Source organism: Pseudomonas sp. BF-R-01, assembly GCF_019946615.1.
GTDB lineage: Bacteria > Pseudomonadota > Gammaproteobacteria > Pseudomonadales > Pseudomonadaceae > Aquipseudomonas > Aquipseudomonas migulae.
In genome coordinates this window covers 44817-70365 of the sequence record NZ_JAGYFX010000002.1, presented here as the reverse complement: position 1 = coordinate 70365, position 25549 = coordinate 44817, and the positions used below count along the sequence as shown (strand labels likewise).

Sequence of the window (25549 nt, the reverse complement as noted above, 5' to 3'; positions counted from 1 at the left end):
ATGTGTTTCGGGATCAGCCCGGTTGCACGCAGATTTTGAAGCACTGATTCCCCCTCGATCCTCAATCTCTCGTCAGTTGCTCAATCAACCCTCCATGCTCTGGAAATTTGTCACTGAGCTTTTTCCTGTCGCCCATTTCCATGTCCGCAAAATGAAACTCTGGTGTTACCGCTTCACTGATCAAACCGAATCCCGTCGATCCCTTCATCAACCGCGAAGCTTTCCAGATGCCGCCTGGTACATGCAGCTGCAAACATTCTCCGGCCAAAACGTCGCTGCCCATCACGACAGTTTTTAATGTGCCGTCCGGGAAAATCAGGCTGTACTCAATGGCGTCGCCCAGGTGGTAGTAATGCATGATGTCGGATCGGTTCAGGTGAAACTGGCCGACGGGCGAATCTGTGGTCAACAGGTAATAGATGGAGCTCATCGTGTAACGTGGACCACCAATCGTCTCGACCAAAGGCTGTTGATCAGCCTGATAGGTTCTTCGGTAGTAACCACCCTCGACATGCGGTTCAAGATTAAGCGCGGTCACGAGTGCTTCACTGTTTAGCTGCAATGGCTGCTCCGAATGCCATGATGGCAAATAGCTATACTAAATAGCCCTTTAGTTAAGTTAATCAATAATCACACTGCACTGGTGTTCACCACTCGCGCGGTTCGAATGAACAATGCACGCACTTTTTCCCAGAAGTTTCCCCCCAGTACAAAAAAGCTGCCGATCAACATCAAGTCGCCCAACGCCTGGAGCTGCCAGATGTTTGGCCTGAGTCCGGGCCAGATACTGTCTACGTAGGGTTCCAGAAATGCCGAAATCAGCGGCAGACAAAACATCACGACACCGATCCAATGACGCCATGGCCCAACTTCGGTGTCGGTTGCCGGTGCCAGTTTAGACACGTAGCCAAATACAGTGCTTTTAAGCTGCTGAAACCCCGCCTTGCCCATGACAGCAATGACGATAATCAACAGCACTTTGTTACTGATAAACAGGACGCCGGTCAGCGCGGCGATCTTGGAACCCGGCATGTCGGTTGCCGCCATGATCGGCACCAACAGCCAGGAGCCGAGCATCAGACAAATGATCGCGATGCCCAGTTTGAATCGCCATCCAGCGGTATGGGGTGCATTCATGGCTGTCGTACCTGTTAAAAGGGTCAGATGTTTGGACAGCTTAGCAGTCAGTTGATCATTTGGACGTCTATGCTCCTGTGAACTTCCTTGGCTGGAAAACATGCATGCATCTGACGCGATCGGGACAACTGTTGCTGCTGGGTGTGCTCGGCTTGAGTGGCTGCGTACGTCTGGGGCCGGATTTTCAGTCGCCGAAGCCCACGTGGATCGAGCACTGGAGCTCCCCTGCCCTTGAGCAATCCAGTCAACGCAGCCTGAACCCGGATTTGCGTCAGTGGTGGCAAGTCTTCGGTGATCCCGTCCTCGATCGTCTGATTGCCGAAGCGGATACGAACAATTCGGATCTGAAAATCGCTGGTCTACGGGTCATGGAGGCTCGTGCGCAATTGGGGATTGCCCAAAGCGGACGCTATCCGCAACTGCAGCAAGCCAGCGCCGACAGTCTGTACTTCAACCGCCGACAATCCGGCGGGAACAATCCTCAGGACAGCCATTTCTGGCAGCACAGTGCCGGGTTCGACATTGGCTGGGAGCTGGACTTCTGGGGGCGTTTCAGCCGAGCGATCGAGTCGGCCGATGCCAGTTACTTCGCCGCCCATGCCAACTATGAAGACGTGCTCGTGCTGCTGCGCGCGCAGCTGGCGGATACGTACTTCTTGTTGCGCACCACCGAGGCACGCTTGCGGGTTGCAAGGGAAAACGCCAAACAGCAAAAGCGTAATTTCGAGATCACCGAAAAGCTGTTCAACAGCGGCCAACAAGCCGAACTCGACTTGCAGCAAGCCAGGACACAATACCTGGGCACCCTGAGCACCATCCCCAGCTTCGAGGATCAGTTGCTGCGCACGCGCAATGCGTTGGCGGTGTTGATTGGCCAGCCGCCCGGTGCGCTACCGCAACTCATCGACAATGAAGGACTGATCCCGCTGGTCGACCGCGCCGTGCTGCAGGACGTCCCGGCCAATCTGCTGCTGCGACGCCCCGATGTACGCGCCGCTGAACTGAATGTCGCGGCCCAATCGGCCTTGATCGGTGTGGCCGAAAGCGATTTCTACCCGTCGCTGACCTTATTGGGCAGCATCGTCTGGTCGGCCGACACGCTCAATGGCACCTCGAGAAGTCTGGACCTGATCGGTGGCCCCAGCCTGCGCTGGAACCTGTTCGACCATGGCCAGATCAGCAACAACGTGCGCGTGCAGGATGCGCGGTTGCAGCAGTTGATCGAGGCTTACCGCGACAAGGTTCGCCAGGCGGCTCGCGAGGCAGATGACGCCGCCAATGGGCTGATCAAATCCCTGGAGCGCGAAAGCATCCTGCGTGAGGCTGAAGTCGCCGCCAAACGTTCGTTGGTGCTGGCGAGCGCCCAGTATCGCGAAGGCTATTCCGACTTTCAGCGGGTGCTGGACGCGCAACGCGCATTGCTGGAGCAACAGGACAATTACCTGGTCAGCCGCAGCAATGCCGTGAGCAATGTGATCGCGCTGTATAAGGCGCTGGGCGGCGGTTGGTACAGCGCCCAGCCGATCGTTGATCCGGCCACCCGCCAGGACATGAAAAAACGCACGGACTGGGGCGATTTACTGGATGAGCCCGCAGCCGCCAAAAAAGGTAACGGACCATGAGTGATGCCGCGCAACCCTCCCCTGAGGCGCCCTCCTCCAAGGCGCCGGAACCGCCTGCCGACCCGGCGAAAAAAGGGCTCAAGTGGGTGCTGCTGTTGATCCTCCTGAGCCTGGCCTGGTATCTGTTGGCCGACCGATACACGCCTTATACGCAACAGGCTCGGGTCGGTGCCTTTGTCATTCCGGTGGCCGCGGAAGTGGCCGGTCGGGTCATTCGCGTCAACGTGCGCAACAATCAGGACGTGAAGGCGGGAGACGTGCTGTTCGAGGTCGATCCTCAGCCTTATCAGATCGCCGTCGACCGTGCGCGCGCAGACCTTGAGTCGACACGTCGCCAGATCGGCGCCAGTACCGCCGGCATTGCCTCGGCCCAGGCCAATTTGCGCGCCGCGCAAGCCAACGAACTCAAGGCTCGCCAGGACAATCAGCGCCTTGAGGGTTTGTACCGCGACGACCCCGGGACCATTTCCGTGCGCCTGCTCGAAGTGTCTCGGGCCAACCGCGAACAAGCGGTCAGCCAGGTCGCCGCTGCGCGTGCCGAAGTCCAGCGCGCGCGTGAGCAGGAAGGTGGCAGCGAGGAAGAGAACGCCTTGCTGCGCAGCGCAGCCACCGCGTTGTCGAAAGCCGAACTGGATCTGGCCAATACGCAGATTCGTGCGCGGTCGGCCGGGTTGATCACCGACCTGCGCACTGATGCCGGGCAGTTCGCTGCCGTTGGCACTCCGGTGATGACACTGATCGCGATCCACGATGTCTGGATCAGCGCGGACATGACCGAAAATAACCTCGGCCGGGTCAGGGTCGATACGCCGGTGGCAATCGTTCTGGATGCGCTGCCGGGCGAGGTGTTCGACGGGCGCGTGCGCAGTGTCGGTTACGGCGTCAGTGTCGGTCAGACGCCGCCACCCGGTACGTTGCCCACTGTGCAGAACAGCCGTGACTGGCTGCGCCCGGCGCAACGCTTTCCGGTGATCATCGAGTTTTCCGAAGACTCGATGGCCAAACTGCAAGACAGTCGCGCCATTCGTACCGGCGGCCAGGCTGAAGTCATGGCGTTCCCCACCGAGGGCAATCCTTTGAATCCACTCGGCCGCTTGTTTGTGGGCCTGATGAGCTGGCTGTCGTATGCCTACTGAGCGCACACCCCGGGAGCAGCGCGCATTGCGCCTGGCCACCGGCACCGCGATGTGCCTGGCGGCCAGTTTCGGTTTGGGATTGCCGATTCCGTTCATCGCGCCGGTGCTGGCGTTGTTGTTGCTCGCCAGCGTCAATCGTCCGCTGCCGTTTAAGGCTGGACTGGCGCTCGCGCTGATCGCAATGTTGACCACTGGTGTCGGCCTGTTGCTGATTCCGATCCTGCGTTATTACCCGGTCAGCGGCGTACTGTTGATCGGCGTGTGCCTGTTTATGGTGTTTCGTTTTGGGCTGCGCGGCGGCAACAATTTGATCGTCACGTTCCTGGTGATCGGCCTGACCATGATTTCCTCGGCCGGCGTTGCCGAGTTCGACCTCGCGGCGACGGTTATCGGGGCACTGGTCAAAGGATTGCTGCTGGCCGTAATGGTAGTCGGGCTGAGTCATTGGCTGTTTCCTGAACCTGCCAACGCACCGTCGCCGCCGGTCGCGCCGCCGATGCCGGCCGAAGAAGTCAGCCGCGTGGCGCTGCGTGCAACCCTGATTGTGCTGCCGGCGTTTTTACTGGCATTGATCGATCCGGCAAGCTATCTGCCGATCATCCTGAAGGCGGTCGGCCTGGGTCAGCAGAGTTCCACCACAGCCCGCAACGCCGGTCGCGAACTGGTCGGTTCGACCCTGCTCGCCGGTGTGTTGGCGGTGCTGTTCTGGAGTGCACTCAGCTTGTTTGTGCACCTCTGGATGTTTTTTCTGTGGATGCTGCTGTTCGGTCTGATCATTGCGCGCAAGCTCTACGCGCTGAGCCCGACAAGTTTAACCCCGGGGTTCTGGCTCAACAGCCTGATCACGATGATCATTCTGCTGGGCCAGTCGGTGCAGGACAGCATCGCAGGCAAGGACGTCTACACCGCATTCGCCGTGCGCATGGGACTGTTCATTCTGGTGACGCTGTATGCCTGCCTGATGGTGTATCTGCTGGATCAGCGACCGCCAAAACTCGCTCAGGGATTGACCTGATACCCCTTACCTTGCAGGCAACTGGTATAGGCCGTCGAGCTGGTCGAAGCGGCGGTTTTCTGCTGCTCCCGGCGCTCCTGGCGTTGACGCGAGCCACCGACCACCGCGCCTGCCGCTGCCGTTTCTTTGGCGCGATTCTGCCGATAATCCTGCTTTACATCGTCATCGACGCGGTCATAAAACTCGTCGTGCTGGCGCCCGCGAACCTGAGCTCCAGCGGCTCCTGCAGCGGCACCGACCGCCGCGCCTTTCAGGCGGCCACCGGATGTTGGCTGCGTCGATGAACTCTGACTGGCGGCCACGTTGTGGCACTCATTGATGTCCAGCTGTGTCTGTTGCGAGTTCTGCCCTTTCATCGGCACAACCGTTTCTGCCCGACTCTGAGTAGCGACAACCGACAGCGCGAGACACAGGCCAATGCAAGACAACCTGTTCATGAAAACCTCCTGGCATTTTTCTCAGCCATCAAGAGTGTAGATCACCCCCGCTCCCCCTCCTCCGACGGGTGACTGACGGCCCTCACTACACAGCGGTTTCGGAGTCATGCACGCCGAGAATTTGTGCGCCCCGCACTGATATGTTTATTTTCACACGGTTGCAATATGAAATAAAACGTGTCAATTATAGCTGCACACATTTCAGGGACTGCGACATCGCCAGATCGGACGGCTTCTACCCGAACCACCCAAACGCCCCTTCAAGGAGTCAACAAAATGAACAAAAGAGCACTTCTAGGCGCCATGGCACTGTGCGCAACAAGCTTCCTGGCGCATGCCGACGAAGACAGCCTGCGTATCGGTATCGAAGCCGCTTACCCTCCCTTCTCCTTCAAGACACCGGAGGGCAACGTCAGCGGTTTCGACTACGACATCGGCAATGCCCTGTGCGAAGAAATGAAGATCAAATGCGAGTGGGTCATCCAGGAATTCGACGGCATGATCCCGTCACTCAAGGTGCGCAAGATCGACGCCGTGCTGTCGTCGATGTCGATTACCGAAGACCGGATGAAGTCGGTCGACTTCAGCAAAAAGTACTACCACACGCCGGGCAAGTTCGCGATGAAGGCCGGCAACGTGATCAACGACCCGCTGATTGATCTCAAAGGCAAGAAAGTCGGCGTGCAACGCGCCTCGACTTACGACCGTTTCGCCACCGAACAGCTGGCGGAACGCGGGATCGAGGTGGTGCGCTATTCCTCGCAGAATGAGGCGTTCCTCGACCTGGCGTCGGGCCGTCTGGACGCGACGCTGGCCGACATCGTCAACACCAACGAAAGCTTTATCAAAACCGCGGCGGGCAAGGATTTCGCCCTGGTAGGGCCGGACATCAACGACCCGAAATATTTCGGTCGGGGCGCCGGGATCGCGGTGCGTAAAGGTGACAGTGCCAACGTTGCCCGCCTGAGTGCCGCCATTGACGCCATCCGCGAAAATGGCAAGTACCAGCAAGTGATGAGCAAGTACTTCGCGTTCGATATCTACGGCGAATAAGCCTTCACCCGCCACTCTGGCGCCGGCCCCCGGGCAGGCGTCGCTTTGGGCTTGTTTGCGCGCCTCACCGCGCTCGCTTGAGGAACTTCATCATGCTTCACGGCTACGGATCGAGCATTCTCGATGGCGCCTGGCTGACCGTTAACCTGGCCCTGACTTCCATGGCCATGGCGATAGCATTGGGTCTGCTGGGAGCGGCCTTTCGTTTGTCGCCACTGAAATGGCTGGCGATGCTGGGCGAAAGTTATACCACCCTGATTCGGGGCATTCCCGACCTGGTGTTGATCCTGCTGATTTTCTACGGCGGCCAGGATCTGGTGAACCGCGTCGCTCTTGCGCTCGGTTACACCCGCTATATCGATATCAATCCCTTTATCGCCGGTGTCTGCACCATGGGTTTCATTTTTGGTGCCTACCTGTCGGAAACCTTTCGCGGCGCGTTTATGGCGATCCCTAAAGGCCAGGCCGAGGCTGGAGCCGCTTATGGCATGAGGGGCACGCAAGTGTTCTGGCGAATTCTGGTGCCGCAGATGATTCGTTTCGCCCTTCCCGGCTTCACCAACAACTGGCTGGTGCTGACCAAATCCACCGCGCTGATCTCGGTCATCGGCTTGCAGGACATGATGTTCAAAGCCAAGAACGCTGCGGACGCCACCCACCAGCCGTTTACCTTTTTTCTCGCGGTAGCGGCGCTCTATCTGATGCTGACCAGCCTGTCATTGCTGGTGCTGCGCTATCTGGAAAAACACTACTCGGTCGGCATCAAAGCCGCCGAACTGTGATGGGGAGCAACCAATGATGCTCGACTACAACCTGATCTGGGAAAACCTGCCGCTGTATTTCAACGGCATCCTGGTGACGCTGAAAGTGCTGCTGATCTCCCTGGCCTTCGGCCTGGTCCTGGCCGTTCCGCTGGCGCTGATGCGGGTGTCTCGATCGCCGCTGATCAACTTTCCGGCCTGGCTTTATACCTACGTGATCCGCGGCACACCCATGCTGGTGCAGTTGTTCCTGATCTATTACGGCCTGGCGCAATTCGAATCGGTACGCCAAAGCGCGCTCTGGCCCTACCTGTCCAGTGCCACCTTTTGCGCGTGCCTGGCCTTCGCGATCAACACCAGTGCCTACAGCGCAGAGTTACTGGCCGGCAGTTTGAAGGCCACGGCTCATGGCGAGATCGAAGCGGCCAAAGCCATGGGCATGTCGCGCGTGACGTTGTACCGCCGCATTCTGCTGCCGTCGGCCTTGCGCCGGGCGCTGCCGCAGTACAGCAACGAAGTGCTGATGATGCTGCAAACCACCAGCCTGGCGTCGATCGTCACTCTGGTGGATATCACTGGGGCCGCGCGAACAGTCAGTTCGCGGTTCTACCTGCCGTTCGAGGCGTTCATCACTGCCGGCCTTATCTACCTGGCCTTGACCTTCATCCTGGTTCGTCTGTTCAAGTTGGCCGAGCGCCGCTGGCTGGCATACCTGGCACCGCGCAAGCATTAAGGAGCTGTTATGGAGCACATTGAATACCTGTTGCCGTGGAGTGCTTCGGGCACCGAGCGGCGCCTGTCACTGTTTCGCTTTGGCAGCGGGCCGCGCAAGGCTTACATCCAGGCCTCCCTGCATGCCGACGAGTTGCCGGGGATGCGCGTGGCGGTGGAACTCAAACGTCGTCTGCGAGTGCTGGAAGATCAAGGTCGCCTGAACGGGGTCGTCGAGTTGGTGCCGATGTCCAACCCCATCGGCATCGCCCAGATGTTCCAGGCGACCCATCAAGGTCGCTTCGAGTTCTCCAGCGGCAAGAATTTCAATCGTGATTTTCCGGAGTTGACCGAAGCTGTGGCTGCATTGGTGAAAGGCCAACTGGGCGCCGACGCCGACGTCAACACTGCGCTGATCCGTCGTGCCATGGCCGATGTCCTCGCCGACATACCGCCAGCCACTTCGGAACTCGATGGCCTGCGTCGCCTGCTGTTGCAGCATGCGTGTGACGCCGACGTGGTGCTGGACCTGCACTGCGACTTCGAATCAATCATGCTGCTTTATGCCATGCCGCAACACTGGCCACGTTTGCGCTCATTGGCCGCACGCCTGGGCGCCGGTGCCGCCCTGCTGGCCGAAGATGCTGGCGGCAGCGCCTTCGATGAAGCCTGTGCGATCCCTTGGTTACGCCTGGCCGAGCTGTTTCCCGAAGCGGCTATCCCAATGGCGTGCGTCGCCACAACCATCGAATTGCGTGGCATGGCCGACACCGAGCGCGAGCAATGTGTCGACAGCGCCGAGGCCATTCTTGGCTATCTCGCCGAACAAGGGCTGATCAGCGGGGACTGGCCCCAGGCCCCGATATCCGCTTGTGAAGCAACGCCATTCGCCGGGACGCAATATGCCTACGCGCCGCACCCTGGTGTGGTGAGTTTCCTGCAACCGCTGGGCGCCCGGGTCAAGGTTGGCGATCCACTGTTTGAAGTGCTTGACCCGCTGAACGATCGCCACAGCATCGTGCGCGCCAGCACCGACGGCATCCTTTATGCCCGCGAACGTCTGCGTTTTGCCCAACCCGGTTTGTGGCTGGCCAAAGTCGCCGGCACCCGCCTGATTCGCCAGGGCCGCTTACTCAGCGACTGACACCAGAGAGTGAACAGAATGTACAAACTTGAAATCCAGAACCTGCACAAAAGCTACGGCGCCCACGAAGTGCTCAAGGGCGTATCCCTGGAAGCGAAAGCGGGCGACGTCATCAGCATCATCGGTTCCAGCGGCTCAGGCAAAAGCACCTTCCTGCGCTGCATCAACCTGCTGGAACAGCCGAACGCGGGCAACATCGTGCTCAATGGCGAGCAGCTCAAACTGGTGAACAACAAACTCGGTGGCCTGAAGGCTGCCGAACCCCGGCAGTTGCAGCGCATGCGTTCGCGACTGTCGATGGTGTTTCAGCACTTCAATCTCTGGTCGCACATGAGTGCCCTTGAAAACGTCATGGAAGCCCCGGTGCATGTGCAGGGGCTGGGCAAGAAAGAAGCGCGGGAAAAGGCCGAGCATTACTTGAACAAAGTCGGCGTGGCGCACCGCATGAACGCGTGGCCGGCGCATATGTCGGGTGGCGAGCAGCAGCGCGTGGCGATCGCACGTGCGTTGGCCATGGAACCGGAAGTGATGCTGTTTGATGAACCAACGTCGGCACTCGACCCCGAGCTGGTCGGCGAAGTGCTGAAGGTCATGCAGGACCTCGCTCAGGAAGGCCGCACCATGGTGGTGGTGACCCACGAAATGGGTTTTGCCCGGGAAGTCTCCAATCAACTGGTGTTCCTGCATAAGGGCCTGGTCGAAGAGCGCGGTGATCCGCGTGAGGTGCTGGTAAAACCACAGTCCGAACGGCTGCAACAGTTTTTGGCCGGCAGCTTGAAGTAATCCGCGCGTTTGCGTCACCGACCCTCGCCCTTGCGCTGCACGCCGAGGGTCGGCTTCGGATACACTCGCGCCAACCTCATGCCAGGCCTTCTCTAATTCTCAGGAAATGTTGAGCCGGATATGCCGACCCCATCGAAAGACACCACGGTCTATGCCGCGCCGGTCATGCGCAAACTGGCGGAAACCGTTTCCGAATTGCCGCCGTCACTGCGCAAGGTGGCCGACTTCATTCTGCGCCACCCGCTGAAGGCGGCGACGCTGACCATTGAAGAGATGGCTCACGTCACGTCCACCTCACCCGCAGCGGTAAACCGCCTGGCCAAAGCCCTGAACCTCGGCGGCTACACCGGCATGAAGGCCGAGCTGGTGGCGACGTTGCAGCAAATGGTCTCGCCCGTCGACAAGCTGCGCAACGAACTGGCACATCGCCCCGACGGCGCGTTTGGGCTGCAGGAACAAATCCAGAGCGCCACCAGTAACCTGGCGACGGCGGCGACCAACAACCATGAAGACACGTTTGAAGCGTTCGTCACCAGCCTGATCAACGCACGCAAAATCTACATTCTGGGGTTTGGCAACAGCGTCTATTTTGCCGGCCTCGCCGCCTCGACGCTGATGCCGTTCTGTGCGGACGCCACCGCTATCAGCATGGAGGGCGGTAACGAAAACGCCGCTTACCGTCTGGCCGCGATTACCGACCAGGACGTCTTGCTGGCGATTGCCCTGCCGCGTTACTCGCTCGACACCCTGCAACTCGCCCGTTTCGCCCATGAACGCGGGGCCAAGGTGCTGGCAATCACCGATTCGCCTGCGTCGCCGCTGACCAGCGTTGCCGATCACGTTCTGTTCGCCCCGGCCGATCACCCGGTCATGACCAGTTCCAACATCGCCGTACTTGCCTTGATCGAAGGGTTGGTCGCTGGGGTGATGGCGCGCAACAAGGAAGCCGTCAAACTGGCGACCGAGTTGACCGAAAGCGTTATGGCTTACCTGCACATCCCCGGCAGCACTAAATCGCCCAAAGCCACCAAGCCACGCTGAGCAGTGATCGGCTCAGCGGCTTGATGCCCGACCGGTTTTGCGCGCGAGGGTCTGACTGGGAAGCTCTTTGAACAACGCTCGGTAGCTGCTGGAAAACCGCCCCAAATGCCAGAACGACCACTGCATCGCCACTTCGGCCACGGTGGTTTCCATCGGCGAGCGATTGAGCAGTTCGCGGTGGGCGCTATTGAGTCGGCGCAGACGCAGCCAATGGGTCGGTGTCATGCCAGTGTACGCCTTGAACGCGTGCTGCAACTGACGCAATGACACCCCGGCAACCCGGGAAAGCTCCAGCAGGTTCAGGGTTTCTTCCGGGGAATCGGCCGCCCATTCACCAATGCGCTTCATCACCGCCCGCTCATCAGCGCGGCGCTGCAAACCGCCGCGATCCAGGCAGACCGAGGCGTTGTCGAGGATGTACAGGCAGTCTTCCAGCAACTGCTGGGTCAAGGCCTCTTTGCTCGGCGGATCGAGGGTTTGCGCCAACCGGGTCAAGGTCCCGCTGAGCCAGCGGCTGAACAGCGCGTTCTGCCCCGAATTCAGCGGCGCCATGAACAAACCTTCGAGCCTGGCGACATTCAGACCGTGACGCTGAACGAACTCCGGCCCGAACACCACGGCGATTTCCTGGTAGTTCTCCGGCGTGATCCAGATGTTGCGGCTTTCTTCATTCAGCACGTACAGCGCGTTGTCACTGCGATCGAAACAGAACGCCAGTGCACCCTCGGGCGCGCTGAAATTCTGCTCGACCCGGGTGTTCATGTGTTCCTCGTAAATCTCTACGCCCTGCAGGTCGAGGTAACGCACCCGCCCGGCGAAATGCCCCGGAGACATCTGCTGGTAATGCTGGACCCAACCGGGGGTGGCGCGGATTTGCTCGGCGACATCGGCGGTATCGAACGCTTGGACCTGTAATGGATTGCACGCTGTCATGGGTGACCTTACGCACTCGTTTGGTGCGTTTTGGTGCTGCTGAAAGTGGATAGATGGAACGTCAAGGCTCGCCCAAGATAGTCGTCAACGCGTCCCAGGGGAAGTGTGTGGCGGATGAAACCACCCTCCCCGGCGTTAATAAAACCAATAACGAGGTCTTTATGAATGTCCCTTTCGATCAGCTGCTCACGTGGCTGAAAGATCACAAGATTACCGAAGTCGAGTGTGTCGTCAGCGACCTGACCGGCATTGCACGCGGCAAAATTGCGCCCACCAACAAGTTCCTGCATGAGCGAGGCATGCGCCTGCCGGAAAGTGTGCTGTTGCAAACGGTAACCGGGGACTTTGTCGACGATGACATCTACTACGACCTGCTCGACCCGGCCGACATCGACATGGTGTGCAAGCCGGTTTCCGATGCGGTGTACGTGATCCCGTGGGCCATCGAGCCCACAGCAATCGTGATCCACGACACCTTCGACAAGTTCGGCAACCCGATCGAACTGTCGCCGCGCAACGTGCTGAAGAAAGTCTTGCAGTTGTACACCGACAAAGGCTGGAAGCCGATTGTCGCGCCGGAAATGGAGTTTTACCTGACCCAGCGCTGCGAAGACCCGGACTTGCCGCTCAAGGCGCCGATGGGCCGTTCGGGCCGTGCGGAAAGTGGGCGTCAGTCGTTTTCCATCGACGCTGCCAACGAATTCGACCCGCTGTTTGAAGACGTCTACGACTGGTGCGAATTGCAAGGCCTGGACCTCGACACGCTGATCCACGAAGACGGCCCGGCGCAGATGGAAATCAATTTCCGTCATGGCGACGCGCTGGACCTGGCCGACCAGATCACCGTGTTCAAACGCACCATGCGCGAGGCAGCGCTCAAGCACAATGTTGCGGCGACGTTCATGGCCAAGCCGATTGGCGACGAGCCGGGCAGCGCCATGCACATTCACCAGAGTGTGGTGGACATCGCCACCGGCCAGCCGATCTTCGCCAATGCCGACGGGCAGATGAGCGAGCTGTTCCTGCATTACATCGGCGGCCTGCAGAAATACATCCCCAAAGTGCTGCCGATGTTCGCACCCAACGTGAACTCGTTCCGCCGCTTCCTGCCGGATACCTCGGCGCCGGTGAACGTTGAATGGGGCGAAGAAAACCGCACCGTGGGCTTGCGTGTGCCGACCTCCAGCCCTGAGGCGATGCGCGTGGAAAACCGCTTGCCCGGCGCCGATGCCAACCCGTATCTGGCCATCGCCGCCAGCCTGTTGTGCGGTTACCTCGGCATGGTCGAGCGCATCGAGCCGAGCGCTGCGGTACAGGGCCGAGCCTACGAACGACGCAACCTGCGCCTGCCGATCACCATCGAGGACGCGCTGACGCAGATGGAAGAATGCGAAACCATCGAGCGTTATCTGGGCAGCAAGTTTGTCCGCGGTTACGTCGCGGTCAAGCGAGCGGAGCACGAGAACTTCAAGCGCGTGATCAGCTCGTGGGAGCGGGAGTTTTTGCTTCTTAGTGTCTGAAAACCACACGAGATCACACATTCGTGTAGGAGCGAGGCTTGCCCGCGAAGAGTCCAGCACATTCAACATCGCCGTTGGCTGGCAGTCCGCCTTCGCGGGCAAGCCTCGCTCCTACAAGAATCCAACAACTCCAAGAGGTGTCGATATGCGTCTATTGAAATCCGTGGTCCCGGTCGCGCTGGCCCTGTTGTTCAGCGCTGTTGCCCAGGCTCAACCACAGGTCAGCGTCTACAACTGGACCGATTACATCGGCGAAACCACCCTCGCCGACTTCCAGGCCAAATCCGGAATCAAGGTGATCTACGACGTTTTCGATTCCAACGAAACCCTGGAGGGCAAACTGCTCGCCGGTCGTACCGGGTATGACGTGGTGGTGCCGTCCAACCACTTCCTCGCGCGCCAGGTGAAGGCCGGCGCGTTCCTCAAGCTGGATCGCGCACAGCTGCCGAACTTCAAGAACCTCGACCCGAAACTGCTGGCGCTACTGGAGAAAAACGATCCGGGCAACGAGCATTCGGTGCCTTACCTGTGGGGCACCAATGGCATCGGCTACAACGTCGACAAGGTCAAACAAGTGCTGGGCATCGATCACATCGACTCCTGGGCCGTGCTGTTCGAACCGGAAAATATCAAGAAGCTCAGCCAGTGCGGCGTGTCGATGATGGACTCGGCGGATGAAGTCTTCCCCGCGATCCTCAATTACATGGGCATGGACCCGCGCAGCGAAAATCCCGAGGACTACAAGAAGGCCGAAGCCAAGTTGCTGAGCATCCGGCCTTACATCACTTACTTCCACTCATCCAAGTACGTGTCGGACCTGGCCAACGGCGACATCTGCGTGGCGTTCGGTTATTCCGGCGACGTGTTCCAGGCTGCCAACCGCGCCAAGGAAGCCAAGAACGGCGTGAACATCGCCTACGCGATTCCGAAGGAAGGCAGCAACCTGTGGTTCGATTTGCTGGCGATTCCTGCCGACGCCAGCAACACGAAAGAGGCGCACGCCTTCATCAACTACCTGCTCGACCCACAAGTGATCGCCAAGGTCAGCGCCTCGGTCGGTTACGCCAACCCCAACCCGGCCGCCAAGCAATTCATGGACCCTGAGTTGGTGAACAATCCCGAGGTTTACCCGCCTCAGGAAGTGCTCGACAAGCTCTACATCTCGACCACCCCGCCCCAGGCGATCATGCGGCTGATGACCCGTTCCTGGAGCAAAGTGAAGTCCAACAAATGAATCAGTACAACCACGAACATGCGCGCTCCTATTACGCGGCATCGGCTCATACGCTGACGCCCTTCCCTGCGCTGGAAGATGACCTTGTCGCCGATGTCTGCGTGATCGGCGGCGGGTTTACCGGGGTCAACACGGCTATCGAACTGGCTCAGCGCGGGCTCTCGGTTATTTTGCTGGAAGCCCGGCGGATCGGCTGGGGCGCCAGCGGGCGCAACGGTGGCCAGTTGATCCGCGGCATTGGCCATGACGTCAGCGGTTTCGCCCGGCACATCGGTGTAGAAGGCGTGCGTTACCTGGAGCGCGCGGGGACCGAATCGGTCGAGCTGGTGGGCAAGCGCATCCGCGAGCACGGCATCGATTGCGACCTGCGCTGGGGTTTTTGCGAACTGGCCAACACCAAGGCACAGTTCGCGGCGTTCAAGGCTGAGCAGGAAGGCCTTGTCGAGTCGGGTTACGCCCATGAAACGCGATTGGTCGGGCCGGAGCAGATCCGTGAACACGTAGTGAATTCAGGCGTGTATGCCGGTGGCCTGGTGGACATGGGTTCGGGGCATTTGCACCCGCTCAATCTGGTGCTCGGCGAAGCGCGACTGGCGCGGTCGCTTGGGGTGCAGATCTTCGAACAGAGCCCGGTGCTGGAGTTGATTCATGGCAATACCGTGCAGGTGCGTTGTGCCGGGGGCACGGTGCGCGCCGGCAGCCTGGTGCTGGCGTGTAACGCGCACCTGGACGAACTCGAACCGAAGCTCAGCGGCAAGGTGCTTCCGGCGGGCAGCTACATCATCGCCACCGAGCCTTTGGCGCCTGACGTCGCAACGCAGTTGATCCCGCAGAACCTGGCGCTGTGCGACCAGAAAGTCGGCCTGGATTACTACCGGCTCTCGGCGGACCGGCGTTTGCTGTTCGGCGGTGCCTGCCATTATTCCGGGCGTGATCCGGCAGACATCGCCGCCTACATGCGCCCGCAAATGCTCAAGGTGTTCCCGCAACTGGCCGATGTGCGCATTGATTTTCAATGGGGCGGCAAGATTGGTATCACCGCCAATCGCTTCCCGCAGGTCGGGCGCTTGAACCAGCATCCGAACGTGTTCTACGCACAGGGTTATTCCGGTCACGGCCTGAACGTGACCCACTGGTGCGCCAAACTGCTGGGCGAAGCGATTCATGCCGGGCACAGCCAAGGCTTTGACGTATTCAGCGCCGTGCCCCACATGACCTTCCCCGGCGGCCCGAAACTGCGCTCACCGCTGCTGGCCCTCGGCATGTTCTGGTATCGCCTGCGCGAAATCCTCGGCTAAAACCCCCACCCCTTGCTGGCGATGGCGCCCTCAAGATAACCGCAAGCCTCAAGACCCGATCGCCGGCAAGCCGGCTCCTACAATGGCCGTGCGCAGCCGATCCACCGGGTAAACACCAAACCCTGTAGGAGCCAGCTTGCTGGCGATGGCGCCCTCAACATAACCGCAAGCCTCAAGGCCCAATCGCCGGCAAGCCGGCTCCTACAATGGCCGTGCGCAGCCGATCAACGGGGTGAACACAAAACCCTGTAGGAGCCAGCTTGCTGGCGATGGCGTCCTCAAGATAATCGCAAGCCTCAAGGCCCAATCGCCGGCAAGCCGGCTCCTACAATGGCCGTGCGCAGCCAATCAACGGGGTGAACACAAAACCCTGTAGGAGCCAGCTTGCTGGCGATGGCGTCCTCAACATAACCGCAAGCCTCAAGGCCCGATCGCCAGCAAGCCGGCTCCTACAATATCCGTGCGCAGCCGATCCACGGGGTGAACACAAAACCCTGTAGGAGCCGGCTTGCTGGCGATGGCGCCCTCAACATCACCGCAAGCCTCAAGGCCCCATCGCCGGCAAGCCGGCTCCTACAATGGCCGTGCGCAGCCGATCCACCGGGTAAACACCAAACCCTGTAGGAGCCGGCTTGCTGGCGATGGCGGCCGCAAGATCAGTGCAGGACTCGAGGCCCGATCACCAGCAAGTCAGCTTTAAGTCCGCCTTTTAATTTGCTCAATCGCAAGGCACTTCTATATTGAGGATGTGCTCTGACTTTCCTGCCTCCTGGCGAGTGCGGCCTATGGCTACGACTGACCAACTGATCATCTGCGAGCACTGCGACTGCGTGTATCAAAAAGTCACGCTCGCCAAACATCAGAAAACCCTCTGTACGCGCTGCGGCGGCGTGCTTCAGCGCTATAACGGCCTGACGGTGGAGCAGCGGCTGGCGCTGACCGTCACCGCGCTGATGCTGTGGATTTTCGCCAATTTCTACCCGGTCATGAGCATCAGCCTGCAAGGCCTGAAAAACAGCGCGACGCTGTGGGATTCGGTACAGGCCCTGAGTCTGGGCCCGATTACCTTCATCGCGATGGTGGCGGCAATCGCCATGATCATCGCGCCGATTTTCCAGTTGCTGCTGCTGATCTGGGTCCTGAGTTTTGCCCTCGCCTCCCGTCGTTCGCCGGGTTTCAGATTCTGTATGCGCTGGCTGGAAACCCTGCGGCCCTGGAGCATGCTGGAAGTCTGCCTGCTGGGGGCGATGGTCGCGGTGATCAAGCTCGCCGGGTTGCTCGACGTCCTGCCTGGTATCGGCCTGTTCGCCCTGGCCATTCTCAGCCTGATGATGATCCGCATCGCCGGGCGCGATGTCCGTGAACTGTGGGATGTCTTATGACTACGCCACCAGTCGCCAGCGAACTCAACCTGTGTCTCTGCCACAGCTGCGGCCTGGCCTGTGACATGACCGGCGACCCCCACGAATGCGAACGCTGCGGTGCGCCGCTGCATCGGCGCAAAACCAACGCCCTGACCCGAACCTGGGCCTACTTGATCACGTCATTGGTGTTTTACATCCCGGCCAATGTGTTGCCGGTGATGAACACCAAAATGGTCGGCAGCGGCGCGGACAGCACAATCATGGGTGGTGTGCTGGATTTCTGGCAGCACGGCGCCTGGGACATCGCCCTGATCATTTTCATTGCCAGCATCGCGGTGCCGGGCATCAAGTTCGTCGCCCTGTCGTTATTGCTGGTGACCGTTCAGCGCGACAGTGATTGGGCGCGCAAGGAGCGCTCAAAAATGTACCGTTTCGTCGAGCTCATCGGTTATTGGTCGATGCTCGACGTGATCGTGGTCGCCCTGGTGGCTTCGTTGGTGAAGTTCCAGGCGCTGGCCGATATCGAACCGCGCGCGGGCATTCTGTTTTTTGGTCTGGTGGTGGTGTTCACCATGCTGTCGGCGATGAGTTTCGACCCACGTCTGATCTGGGATCAGCAACATTCCGAAAACGAGGAGGTCATGGATGAAGTCTCAAGCCGCTGACGGGCCGCAAGCTCCCGGGCAGGCCCCCATCAAGACCCGCCGCTACAGCGTTTCATTGGTGTGGATCGTGCCGATTGTCGCGGTGCTGGTGGGTATTTCGCTGGTGGTTCACAGCATTTTGCAGGAAGGACCGACCATCACCGTCACGTTCAAGACCGGTAGCGGCCTGACCGCCAACAAGACCGAGGTCAAATACCGCAACGTGGTGATCGGGCATGTCTCCGACGTGGAATTGAGCGGCGACCAGAAAAGCGTCAACGCCACCATCAAACTGTCCAAGCAGGCGGAAAGTTTCACCCGCGAAGACTCGCAATTCTGGGTGGTACGGCCCCGCATCGGTGCTGGCGGCGTGTCGGGCATCGATACACTGCTGTCCGGGGACTACATTGGCGCCGACATCGGCCAGGCCAATGCCCGGTCGAAGAATTTCACCGGGCTGGAAAATCCGCCCCCCATTACCTATGGCGAACCCGGAAAGCGCTTTACGCTGCACACCCAGGACCTGGGCTCGCTCGACATTGGTTCTCCCGTCTACTACCGCAAAATTCCGGTCGGCCAAGTGGTCGCCTATGCCCTGGATGCAGACGGCAAAGGGGTAAACCTCGAAGTCTTCATCCATTCGCCCAACGATGCCTTCGTCACCGATAACACCCGGTTCTGGAATGCCAGCGGCATTGATGTCAACGTCGGCGCCAACGGTTTTTCGGTGAAGACCGAGTCGCTCTCGTCCATCTTGGTGGGCGGCATCGCGTTCAGGGCGCCGGAATACAGCCCCAACGATAAACCGGCGCTAGAGGACAAAGGCTTCGAGCTGTTCGAAGACCAGCAAACCGCCCTCGCCCCACCCAGCGGCAAGGCGCAGTTCCTGAGTTTGCGTTTCGACCAGGCATTGCGCGGGTTGAAAGTCGGTGCGCCGGTGGAGTTCCTTGGCATCGAGTTTGGCAGGGTCGTGTCAGTCAATCTGGATTTCGACCCGAAAAAACGCAGCTTTCCGGTCAACGTCGGCATCGTGATCTACCCGCAACGCCTCGGCCAGGCCCACGCCAGAATGCTTGAAGCGTTGAAGCATGACCCCAATGACGAAGCCGCCGGCGTACGGTTGATGGGCAGCTTCATCGAAAACGGTCTGCGGGCCCAGGCCCGCAGCGGCAATCTGTTGACCGGCCAGTTGTACATCGCACTCGACTTCTACCCCAAAGCGGAGAAAGTCGTGTTCGACCCGACCGCCCGCCCCGTCAGCATTCCCACCATTCCTGGCAGCCTCGAACAGTTGCAGGAAAAACTCGAAGGCATGGTCACCAAGATCAACCAACTGCCCATCGAGCGCATCGCCGGCAACCTCGACAGCAACCTCGTAGAGCTGCGCAAGGGCCTCGCGCAATTCAACGCCAAGACCCTGCCTGGCGTGCAAACCACCCTGGCAGACGTCAGCAAAACCCTGCAATCGGCCAGCTCGACCCTCGCCGAAGACTCGCCGCAACGCGAGCAATTGACCCAGACCCTGGAAGAACTCGGGCGCATGTCGCGCTCCCTGCGTGAGCTCTCGGATTACCTGGGCCGGCATCCAGAGTCGCTGATTCGCGGTCGTCCCAATAACGCAGCACCGACGGACCTACAGGGCCCACCGCGCAACTGACCACAGGAGCAACACCCATGGCTTTTCCGCTGAAGATTACCTTGGTCACTGCGTGTCTACTGCTCGCCGCCTGCCGCAGTGACCCGATTCAGTTCCACACCCTGACCCCAGCACAATTGAGCGGCACCGCACGAGGCAACGGCGGGGAAATCCAGATCGAAAGCCTCAGCGTACCGGCCCAGGTCGATCGTCCGCAGATCGTCATTCGTCAGGGCAACAGCGGCGTGGCAATTCTCGAAACCCAATGGTGGGCTGCGAGTCTGGTGGACGAGTTGCGCAGTGCTCTGGTGGATCAACTGGCCAGCAGCAGTCCGAAGCGAAGAGTGTCAGTACGCCTGGAGGTGCAACGCTTCGACTCGATTCCCGGGCAGTACGGTTTGATCGACGTCAAATGGCGCCTGCGCAATCCTGGCGAAGGAGATAACACGCTGATTACCTGCCGCAGCACCTTGCAGACGCCTTCAGGCCCCTCCATTGATGACTTGGTGGTGGCCCAGCAAAACAACGTCAAACGCCTGGCCGCGTTGATCAGCCAGGCGGCAACCACTGCGCAGCGAGGCTGTCCGCCTGCCAACTGACACCGATACAGAACGCCCGATATGGTTTTCCCTCGATGGCAAAGCACGTAGGATGCCGGCCAACCACCGAGGCTGACCGATGTTCCATTCAGGCACTTTTCAGGGTTCCAGCGTCAGAATCCTGATTTATCTTCTGTTCACGATCCAGCTCATCTCCATGGGTGCGATGGAAATGAGCGGCCCGTTCTGGCCGGTCTACCTGCGTGGGCTGACCACGTCGGAATCGCTGTTCAGTTTCGCCAGCATCGCCGTGTACGTCGGCCCGATGCTGGGCATCATGCTGACCAGTGCCTTCTGGGGCCGGATCGGCGACCGTTATGGCCACAAGTTGATGATGATTCGTGCCTTGGCCGGTTTGTCGTTGACTCAGTTGGGGTTGGCACTGTGCAGCGATATCTGGGTGATTCTGCTGCTGCGCTTCCTGCAAGGCGCCTTTGCCGGGTATATCGCGCCAGCCCAGGCTTACGGGGTCAGTATCGAGGCGCCCTCACGGCGGGCCCGCCTGTTTGCGATCCTGCAAATCTCCACCAACGTCGGCTCGTTGCTCGGCGCAGTGGTCGGCGGTCTGATTCTCGATTACGCGACTTTTTTCTGGATCAATCTCATCGCTTCGGCGCTCTGCGCGGTGTGCACCGTGGTGGCGGCCGTGACGTTGCCGGATGTGCCTCCCGTGAAAAAAACGCCGGTGGTGGATGCTGCGCCGCAGCCGGGTCGGGCACGCGGCGTGTGGCAGGGCTCGCCCCTGATGTCGCTGTTGGGCGTCATGGGCATTCTGCTGTTGGCGCGGATGCTGCCGCAGACATCATTTTCGTTGTACGTCAGCTCGGTGTTTGAGGTCGGCAATTCGGTCACGGGCCTGTGTTACGGCTTGCTGGCACTGGGCTTCATCCTTTCGGCGACACGCTGGGCGCGCTACTTCGAACACCGGACGCAACAGCAAACCCTGCAGCGAATGTCCTGGGTTGTCATTGGCTGCATCGGCCTGACCGGCGTCGCCGGCCTGACCCGAAACCCGGCCGTGTTTGTCATGGCCTACTTCCTGTGGGGCGTGCTGCTGGGCGCCACGACGCCGGTGCTGATGGCGCTGATTTCCAAAACGGTCGACAGTTCACAACAGGGTTACGTACTGGGTGTGGCTCAGAGCACGGCGCAACTGGCCTCCATCGCAGGTATTTCCCTGGGCGGTTTGCTCAGCCAGGTCTACGGCCTGCAATACACCTATCTGATCGTTTGCCTCGCCTACGCAATGGCCTTGGTGCTCATTGTTGCTTTGCGTTATCGATCAGTACTGTTGCAACCGGACGAAGCGCCACGCTGCGACTGATCAGCCTCCCCCTTGCGCCGCAGGGGTGCAGTCACTTAGGATTGGGAATACCTCTCAATCGCTAAAAATTATCATCCATGAGCGATACCCTGCCCGCGACTCATCACAATCACCTGCGCGCGATCGAGGCTCTCTATACCGGCCATCACGGCTGGTTGTACGCCACGCTGCGCAAAAAACTGGGCAACGCCATGGATGCGGCGGACCTGGCGCAAGACACCTTCACACGCATACTGGCTTCCAGGGTCGCAGTCATTGAACAACCCCGGGCCTACCTGAGCTGTGTGGCCAAGGGCATTCTGGTCAATTGGTATCAGCGCAAGGCGCTTGAACGCGCCTATCTGGATGCCCTCGCGCTGTTGCCTGCCCCTGAAGCGCCCTCGCCCGAATTGCGTTTCATCGTGCTGGAAACCCTGCACGAAATCGACGCGATGCTCGACGCCCTGCCGCCGCTGGTCAAACGCGCATTCCTGCTGTCGCAGATCAGCGGGCTGAAATACGACGACATCGCCACGCAACTGGACGTGTCGCTGATCACCGTGAAGCGCTACATGAAACAGGCCTTCGTTCAATGCCTGATGCTGGTGGAATGAATGTCGACCTACGCCACGCCCACTCAGATTGATCCACAAGTACTCGATGAAGCGGCCGAGTGGCTGATGCGCATCAGCGAAGGCGACCTTGACGATACCGAGCGCGCCGAGTGGGAATGCTGGCGCGTCAGCAGCCCTGAACGCAGCCGCGCCTGGGGCCGGGCACAACTGCTGCAAAGCAAACTGGGCGGCCTGCCCCCGTCATTGGCGATGTCGGCGCTGGATCGCCCGAGCAATCCCGAGCGCCGCGTGGCCCTCGGCAAACTGGCGATGATACTGGCCGTGTTACCCGCCGGTTGGGGCAGTTGGAAGCTGGTTGAATCCCAGCAATGGTCGGCCGACTACCGGACCGCCGTGGGCCAGCAACGCGAGTTGACTCTGGCCGATGGCTCGCGCATTACACTCAATACCGATTCGGCGATCGATGTGCTGTTCGACGCCCGTCAACGGCTGATCAATTTGCGTGAAGGTGAAATCCTGGTGCAGACCGCACCGGATGTAGCCCCCCAGTCCCGACCGTTTCTGGTGACCACCCGTCAGGGGCGAATGCAGGCATTGGGCACGCGGTTTACGGTGCGCGAACTGCAAACCCGCACTCAGCTCGCAGTACTGGACGGCGCTGTCAGGGTTGAACTGCCTGGTGGCAACGGCGTAACGCCCTTGATCGTCAATGCCGGGCAACGCACCGACTTTTCATCGCAGGCTTTCGGCCTGTTGAACCCGGTGGACCGCTCCGTCAGCGCCTGGACCCAAGGCATGCTGATGGCCGACAACATGCGTCTGGCCGACTTCATCGCGGAACTGGCGCGTTATCGCAAAGGCTTCGTGCGTTGTGATCCGGCCATTGCCGATCTGCGCATTTCTGGCGCGTTCCCCCTCAGCGATACCCAACGCACCTTGAACATGCTGGTGCAAACCTACCCGGTGCTCGCCACCGGCCACTTGAGCGGTTATTGGGTGACGCTCTCCCCCGCCTGAACCTCGCGCAAAAAAAATGGCTGAGCGGGTGATACTTTTTTTGATCTCGACTGGCAAGGAAAGGAAGAACTTCTCAACCTCGTCGAAAGGGTCATCACTCCATGTTCGTTGCACGCCCTCTGCGTTCGGATCGCTCACTCAAGCTGGCTATCCGCAGCGCGTTGCTAAGCCTTGCCCTGACCGGCGTCGCCTGCCCCGTTGCCCTTGCCGCGCCAGCGTCACTGGATGCCACTGCGACCCGCGCCTACAGCATTGCCCCCGGCCCGCTGGGGGCAACCTTGTCGAAGTTCGCTGTGGACGCCGGCATTGCGCTGTCATTCCAGCCATCAATGACCGAGGGCCTGATGAGCCCGGGGCTTTCCGGCACGTACTCGACCCAGGAAGCGATCACCCGACTGTTGTCCGGCAGCGGCCTGCAAATAGTGCCGCGCACTGATGGCAGCTACACCCTGGCGCCGGTCCCGGCCAACAGCGAGGGGGATCTGACCCTTGCCGAAACCACGATCAACGGCACCGACGGTCGCAAGGGCAGCTTGCCGCCAGCCTACCCGGGCGGTCAGGTCGCCCGTGGCGGGCGTCTCGGCATGCTGGGCAACAAGGACGTGATGGACGCGCCGTTCAGCGTCAGCAACTACACCTCGACATTAATGAAAGATCAGCAGGCCGTGACAGTGGCCGATGTGCTGGAGCGCGACTCCTCGGTACGCTCCACTGGCCAGACCGGCGGCATTGTCGATTCCTTCTTCATTCGCGGCTTCCCGGTGGGCGAAGGCAACCTCGGCGAACTGGCGTTCGACGGGGTGTACGGCGTTGCGCCCAACTACCGGGTCTTCACCGAATACGCCGAGCGTATCGAAGTGATCAAGGGCCCCGGCGCCCTGCTGTACGGCATGTCGCCCAACAGCGGTGTCGGTGGCGTGATCAACGTAGTCCCCAAGCGTTCCCTCGATGAGGACCTGACCCGTTTCACCGCCAGCTACGCCATGGATTCGCAGATCGGCGGCCACGTCGATGTCAGCCGGCGCTTCGGCGAAGAACGCCGCTTCGGTGTGCGCGTCAACGGCAGCACCCAGCAAGGTGACACGGCCATCGACGATCAATCCCGGGACGTCGACATCGGCGCCATCTCCCTGGACTATCAGGGTGATCGCCTGCGAACCACCCTGGACCTGATCAGCCAGAAAGAACAATTCGACGCCGCGTCCCGTCCGTTCCTCATCGCCTCGGGCGTGGAAATTCCCTCCGCCGCCAACGGCCGCACCAACGTGAGCCAGGACTGGGGATGGGCCGAAACCCGCGATAAATCGGCCCTGCTCGGTGCCGAGTACGACCTCAACGACGCCTTGACCGTGTTCGCCCACGCCGGTGGCGGCCGGTCGGACGTGAAGCGGATGTCTGATCAGACCCCGACCATTCTCAACAACGCGGGTGACACCTCTTCAATCCCGGGCTACTACAAATTCGAAGTCGAGCGCTACACCGTCGACGCCGGTGCCCGCCTGCGCTTCGACACCGGCCCGATCAGCCACAGCACCACGTTGCAGGTCACCCGTTATCGCGACGAACTGAAACGCGGCATCATTTCCGGCCCAGCCGTGCTGTCGAACATGTACCACCCGATCGACCGTCCGAAACCGTCCATTGCCGAACCGGATGCCCTCAAGGTCTCCGAGACAGAACTGTCGGGCGTGGCGTTGGCCGACACCCTTTCGGTACTGGATGAGCGCTTGCAGGTCACTGTCGGCCTGCGCAAGCAGAACATCGAATCCGATAACTTCAACGCGGCCGGCGCCGTCACCACGTCGTACGACGAAAGCGAAACCACGCCGCTGTTCGGGGTGGTGGTCAAGCCCTGGGACCACGTGTCGTTCTACTACAACTACATCGAAGGCCTGAGCAAGGGCGACATTGCCCCGGCCACTGCGTCGAACTCCGGCGAGATCTTCGCGCCATACATTTCCCGCCAGCAAGAAGTCGGGGTCAAGGTCGACTACGGCACCTTCACCTCTACGCTCAGCCTGTTCCAGATCAAGAAGCCCAGCGGCGAGCTGGCCTCCGGTGTGTTCTCGGTACAAGGTGAACAGCGCAATCGGGGCGTGGAGTTGAACGTGTTTGGCGAGATCGCCCAAGGCACTCGCCTGCTCGGTGGCGTCACCGTCCTCGACGCTGAACTGACCAAGACCGGAACCGTTGCCAATCGCGGCAACAAACCGGTGGGCGTGCCCGAGGTCCAGGCCAACTTGTGGGCCGAGTGGGATACGCCGTGGATCGAAGGTTTGACGCTGACCAGCGGCGCGATCTACACCGGCAGCCAATACGTCAACCAGGCCAACACCCAGGAACTCGACCCCTGGACCCGCTTCGATGTTGGCGCACGTTACGCCACGCGCATCGCGGAGCGTCCGACCACATTCCGGACCACGGTGCAGAACGTTTTCGACCGTGAGTACTGGTCCGGTGTCGCGTCCTATGGCGCCTTCTCACAAGGTTCGCCGCGCACCCTGCAACTGTCGGCCACCGTCGACTTCTGAAACGTTCAGCCCCGGGCAACGGCCTGAGCCGTTGCCCGGTCTGGCTACCTGTAAA

The 25549-nt window shown here is 60.3% G+C and carries 24 protein-coding genes; 20 read left to right on the top strand and 4 right to left on the bottom strand.

Annotation, left to right across the window (positions count from 1 at the left end; all coding sequences use genetic code 11):
- Window positions 1-61: 61 nt before the first annotated feature.
- Window positions 62-562, bottom strand: a complete 501-nt coding sequence (locus KGB27_RS01900; RefSeq protein WP_223552861.1) for a cupin domain-containing protein — start codon at window positions 560-562, stop codon at window positions 62-64.
- Between the two features lie 68 nt (window positions 563-630).
- Entirely contained in the window at window positions 631-1137 is a 507-nt protein-coding gene (locus KGB27_RS01895; protein ID WP_008041543.1) for a transporter suffix domain-containing protein, read from the bottom strand.
- Between the two features lie 104 nt (window positions 1138-1241).
- On the opposite strand from KGB27_RS01895, the gene KGB27_RS01890 reads away from it, so the two are divergent.
- Genes KGB27_RS01890 through KGB27_RS01880 form a run of 3 tightly spaced genes read left to right on the top strand, consistent with a single transcriptional unit; the run spans window position 1242 to window position 4910 of the window.
- Window positions 1242-2759 carry an efflux transporter outer membrane subunit gene (locus KGB27_RS01890; RefSeq protein ID WP_192227201.1) on the top strand — a complete coding sequence of 506 codons (1518 nt, stop codon included), beginning with the start codon at window positions 1242-1244 and terminating at the stop codon, window positions 2757-2759.
- Complete coding sequence (locus KGB27_RS01885; RefSeq protein ID WP_192227202.1) at window positions 2756-3895, top strand: HlyD family secretion protein; 1140 nt, start codon at window positions 2756-2758, stop codon at window positions 3893-3895. The genes KGB27_RS01890 and KGB27_RS01885 overlap by 4 nt, the downstream gene beginning before the upstream one ends.
- Window positions 3885-4910 carry a DUF2955 domain-containing protein gene (locus KGB27_RS01880; RefSeq protein WP_223552859.1) on the top strand — a complete coding sequence of 342 codons (1026 nt, stop codon included), beginning with the start codon at window positions 3885-3887 and terminating at the stop codon, window positions 4908-4910. The genes KGB27_RS01885 and KGB27_RS01880 overlap by 11 nt, the downstream gene beginning before the upstream one ends.
- On the opposite strand, the gene KGB27_RS01875 is transcribed toward KGB27_RS01880, so the two are convergent.
- Window positions 4895-5347, bottom strand: coding sequence for a YMGG-like glycine zipper-containing protein (locus KGB27_RS01875; protein WP_223552857.1), 453 nt, complete (start codon window positions 5345-5347; stop codon window positions 4895-4897). The two genes, KGB27_RS01880 and KGB27_RS01875, sit on opposite strands and share 16 nt — an antisense overlap.
- 276 nt (window positions 5348-5623) lie before the next feature.
- Here KGB27_RS01875 and KGB27_RS01870 point away from each other — a divergent pair, with 276 nt between their 5' ends.
- The 6 genes from KGB27_RS01870 to KGB27_RS01845 all read left to right on the top strand — a co-directional run bounded on the left by KGB27_RS01870 (window position 5624) and on the right by KGB27_RS01845 (window position 10840).
- Window positions 5624-6400 (top strand): ABC transporter substrate-binding protein, encoded by a 777-nt coding sequence (locus KGB27_RS01870; protein ID WP_008026411.1) that lies wholly within the window; start codon window positions 5624-5626, stop codon window positions 6398-6400.
- Between the two features lie 92 nt (window positions 6401-6492).
- A complete protein-coding gene (locus KGB27_RS01865) occupies window positions 6493-7182 on the top strand; it encodes an ABC transporter permease (RefSeq protein ID WP_008041551.1) in 690 nt (229 codons plus the stop codon).
- Window positions 7183-7195: 13 nt separating this feature from the next.
- A complete protein-coding gene (locus tag KGB27_RS01860) occupies window positions 7196-7894 on the top strand; it encodes an ABC transporter permease (protein ID WP_008026413.1) in 699 nt (232 codons plus the stop codon).
- 9 nt (window positions 7895-7903) lie between these two features.
- The gene (locus KGB27_RS01855; protein ID WP_223552855.1) at window positions 7904-9016 is read left to right on the top strand and encodes a succinylglutamate desuccinylase/aspartoacylase family protein; all 1113 of its coding nucleotides are present in this window, start codon (window positions 7904-7906) and stop codon (window positions 9014-9016) included.
- Window positions 9017-9034: 18 nt separating this feature from the next.
- Window positions 9035-9799 carry an ABC transporter ATP-binding protein gene (locus KGB27_RS01850; protein WP_207284309.1) on the top strand — a complete coding sequence of 255 codons (765 nt, stop codon included), beginning with the start codon at window positions 9035-9037 and terminating at the stop codon, window positions 9797-9799.
- Between the two features lie 120 nt (window positions 9800-9919).
- Window positions 9920-10840 (top strand): MurR/RpiR family transcriptional regulator, encoded by a 921-nt coding sequence (locus tag KGB27_RS01845; protein ID WP_008041565.1) that lies wholly within the window; start codon window positions 9920-9922, stop codon window positions 10838-10840.
- A 12-nt stretch (window positions 10841-10852) separates the two neighbouring features.
- Here KGB27_RS01845 and KGB27_RS01840 read toward each other — a convergent pair whose 3' ends face one another.
- Window positions 10853-11773, bottom strand: coding sequence for a helix-turn-helix domain-containing protein (locus KGB27_RS01840; protein ID WP_223552852.1), 921 nt, complete (start codon window positions 11771-11773; stop codon window positions 10853-10855).
- A gap of 161 nt (window positions 11774-11934) precedes the next feature.
- Between KGB27_RS01840 and KGB27_RS01835 the strand changes: the two genes are divergently transcribed.
- From KGB27_RS01835 to KGB27_RS01785, 11 genes are all read left to right on the top strand, one after another.
- On the top strand, window positions 11935-13293 hold the full coding sequence (locus KGB27_RS01835; protein ID WP_008026421.1) for a glutamine synthetase family protein: 1359 nt from the start codon (window positions 11935-11937) through the stop codon (window positions 13291-13293).
- 145 nt (window positions 13294-13438) lie between these two features.
- Window positions 13439-14527, top strand: coding sequence for a polyamine ABC transporter substrate-binding protein (locus KGB27_RS01830; protein WP_008026423.1), 1089 nt, complete (start codon window positions 13439-13441; stop codon window positions 14525-14527).
- On the top strand, window positions 14524-15825 hold the full coding sequence (locus tag KGB27_RS01825; RefSeq protein ID WP_223552848.1) for an NAD(P)/FAD-dependent oxidoreductase: 1302 nt from the start codon (window positions 14524-14526) through the stop codon (window positions 15823-15825). Before KGB27_RS01830 ends, KGB27_RS01825 begins: the two co-directional genes overlap by 4 nt.
- 785 nt (window positions 15826-16610) lie before the next feature.
- A complete protein-coding gene (locus KGB27_RS01820) occupies window positions 16611-17207 on the top strand; it encodes a paraquat-inducible protein A (protein WP_192227209.1) in 597 nt (198 codons plus the stop codon).
- Window positions 17204-17854, top strand: a complete 651-nt coding sequence (locus KGB27_RS01815) for a paraquat-inducible protein A (RefSeq protein WP_008038428.1) — start codon at window positions 17204-17206, stop codon at window positions 17852-17854. The genes KGB27_RS01820 and KGB27_RS01815 overlap by 4 nt, the downstream gene beginning before the upstream one ends.
- The gene (locus KGB27_RS01810; RefSeq protein ID WP_008038427.1) at window positions 17835-19490 is read left to right on the top strand and encodes an intermembrane transport protein PqiB; all 1656 of its coding nucleotides are present in this window, start codon (window positions 17835-17837) and stop codon (window positions 19488-19490) included. Before KGB27_RS01815 ends, KGB27_RS01810 begins: the two co-directional genes overlap by 20 nt.
- Window positions 19491-19507: 17 nt before the next feature.
- The gene (locus tag KGB27_RS01805; protein ID WP_223552845.1) at window positions 19508-20068 is read left to right on the top strand and encodes a membrane integrity-associated transporter subunit PqiC; all 561 of its coding nucleotides are present in this window, start codon (window positions 19508-19510) and stop codon (window positions 20066-20068) included.
- A gap of 79 nt (window positions 20069-20147) precedes the next feature.
- Window positions 20148-21392: an MFS transporter gene (locus tag KGB27_RS01800; RefSeq protein ID WP_223552843.1), complete on the top strand. Its 1245-nt coding sequence runs from the start codon at window positions 20148-20150 to the stop codon at window positions 21390-21392.
- A gap of 77 nt (window positions 21393-21469) precedes the next feature.
- Window positions 21470-21985, top strand: coding sequence for a sigma-70 family RNA polymerase sigma factor (locus tag KGB27_RS01795; protein ID WP_008026436.1), 516 nt, complete (start codon window positions 21470-21472; stop codon window positions 21983-21985).
- On the top strand, window positions 21986-22963 hold the full coding sequence (locus tag KGB27_RS01790) for a FecR domain-containing protein (protein ID WP_223552832.1): 978 nt from the start codon (window positions 21986-21988) through the stop codon (window positions 22961-22963).
- Window positions 22964-23064: 101 nt separating this feature from the next.
- Window positions 23065-25494, top strand: coding sequence for a TonB-dependent receptor (locus KGB27_RS01785; protein WP_223552830.1), 2430 nt, complete (start codon window positions 23065-23067; stop codon window positions 25492-25494).
- Window positions 25495-25549: the final 55 nt, after the last annotated feature.

What these genes read in the sequence shown, in the direction of transcription:
- KGB27_RS01875 (WP_223552857.1), bottom strand. Translation starts at nt 5,347, where the DNA reads ATGAACAGGTTGTCTTGCATTGGCCTGTGTCTCGCGCTGTCGGTTGTC.
- KGB27_RS01805 (WP_223552845.1), top strand. Translation starts at nt 19,508, where the DNA reads ATGGCTTTTCCGCTGAAGATTACCTTGGTCACTGCGTGTCTACTGCTC.
- KGB27_RS01830 (WP_008026423.1), top strand. Translation starts at nt 13,439, where the DNA reads ATGCGTCTATTGAAATCCGTGGTCCCGGTCGCGCTGGCCCTGTTGTTC.
- KGB27_RS01845 (WP_008041565.1), top strand. Translation starts at nt 9,920, where the DNA reads ATGCCGACCCCATCGAAAGACACCACGGTCTATGCCGCGCCGGTCATG.
- KGB27_RS01835 (WP_008026421.1), top strand. Translation starts at nt 11,935, where the DNA reads ATGAATGTCCCTTTCGATCAGCTGCTCACGTGGCTGAAAGATCACAAG.
- KGB27_RS01880 (WP_223552859.1), top strand. Translation starts at nt 3,885, where the DNA reads ATGCCTACTGAGCGCACACCCCGGGAGCAGCGCGCATTGCGCCTGGCC.
- KGB27_RS01810 (WP_008038427.1), top strand. Translation starts at nt 17,835, where the DNA reads ATGAAGTCTCAAGCCGCTGACGGGCCGCAAGCTCCCGGGCAGGCCCCC.
- KGB27_RS01795 (WP_008026436.1), top strand. Translation starts at nt 21,470, where the DNA reads ATGAGCGATACCCTGCCCGCGACTCATCACAATCACCTGCGCGCGATC.
- KGB27_RS01865 (WP_008041551.1), top strand. Translation starts at nt 6,493, where the DNA reads ATGCTTCACGGCTACGGATCGAGCATTCTCGATGGCGCCTGGCTGACC.
- KGB27_RS01860 (WP_008026413.1), top strand. Translation starts at nt 7,196, where the DNA reads ATGATGCTCGACTACAACCTGATCTGGGAAAACCTGCCGCTGTATTTC.
- KGB27_RS01800 (WP_223552843.1), top strand. Translation starts at nt 20,148, where the DNA reads ATGTTCCATTCAGGCACTTTTCAGGGTTCCAGCGTCAGAATCCTGATT.
- KGB27_RS01850 (WP_207284309.1), top strand. Translation starts at nt 9,035, where the DNA reads ATGTACAAACTTGAAATCCAGAACCTGCACAAAAGCTACGGCGCCCAC.
- KGB27_RS01895 (WP_008041543.1), bottom strand. Translation starts at nt 1,137, where the DNA reads ATGAATGCACCCCATACCGCTGGATGGCGATTCAAACTGGGCATCGCG.
- KGB27_RS01825 (WP_223552848.1), top strand. Translation starts at nt 14,524, where the DNA reads ATGAATCAGTACAACCACGAACATGCGCGCTCCTATTACGCGGCATCG.
- KGB27_RS01855 (WP_223552855.1), top strand. Translation starts at nt 7,904, where the DNA reads ATGGAGCACATTGAATACCTGTTGCCGTGGAGTGCTTCGGGCACCGAG.
- KGB27_RS01820 (WP_192227209.1), top strand. Translation starts at nt 16,611, where the DNA reads ATGGCTACGACTGACCAACTGATCATCTGCGAGCACTGCGACTGCGTG.
- KGB27_RS01785 (WP_223552830.1), top strand. Translation starts at nt 23,065, where the DNA reads ATGTTCGTTGCACGCCCTCTGCGTTCGGATCGCTCACTCAAGCTGGCT.
- KGB27_RS01890 (WP_192227201.1), top strand. Translation starts at nt 1,242, where the DNA reads ATGCATCTGACGCGATCGGGACAACTGTTGCTGCTGGGTGTGCTCGGC.
- KGB27_RS01885 (WP_192227202.1), top strand. Translation starts at nt 2,756, where the DNA reads ATGAGTGATGCCGCGCAACCCTCCCCTGAGGCGCCCTCCTCCAAGGCG.
- KGB27_RS01870 (WP_008026411.1), top strand. Translation starts at nt 5,624, where the DNA reads ATGAACAAAAGAGCACTTCTAGGCGCCATGGCACTGTGCGCAACAAGC.
- KGB27_RS01815 (WP_008038428.1), top strand. Translation starts at nt 17,204, where the DNA reads ATGACTACGCCACCAGTCGCCAGCGAACTCAACCTGTGTCTCTGCCAC.
- KGB27_RS01790 (WP_223552832.1), top strand. Translation starts at nt 21,986, where the DNA reads ATGTCGACCTACGCCACGCCCACTCAGATTGATCCACAAGTACTCGAT.
- KGB27_RS01840 (WP_223552852.1), bottom strand. Translation starts at nt 11,773, where the DNA reads ATGACAGCGTGCAATCCATTACAGGTCCAAGCGTTCGATACCGCCGAT.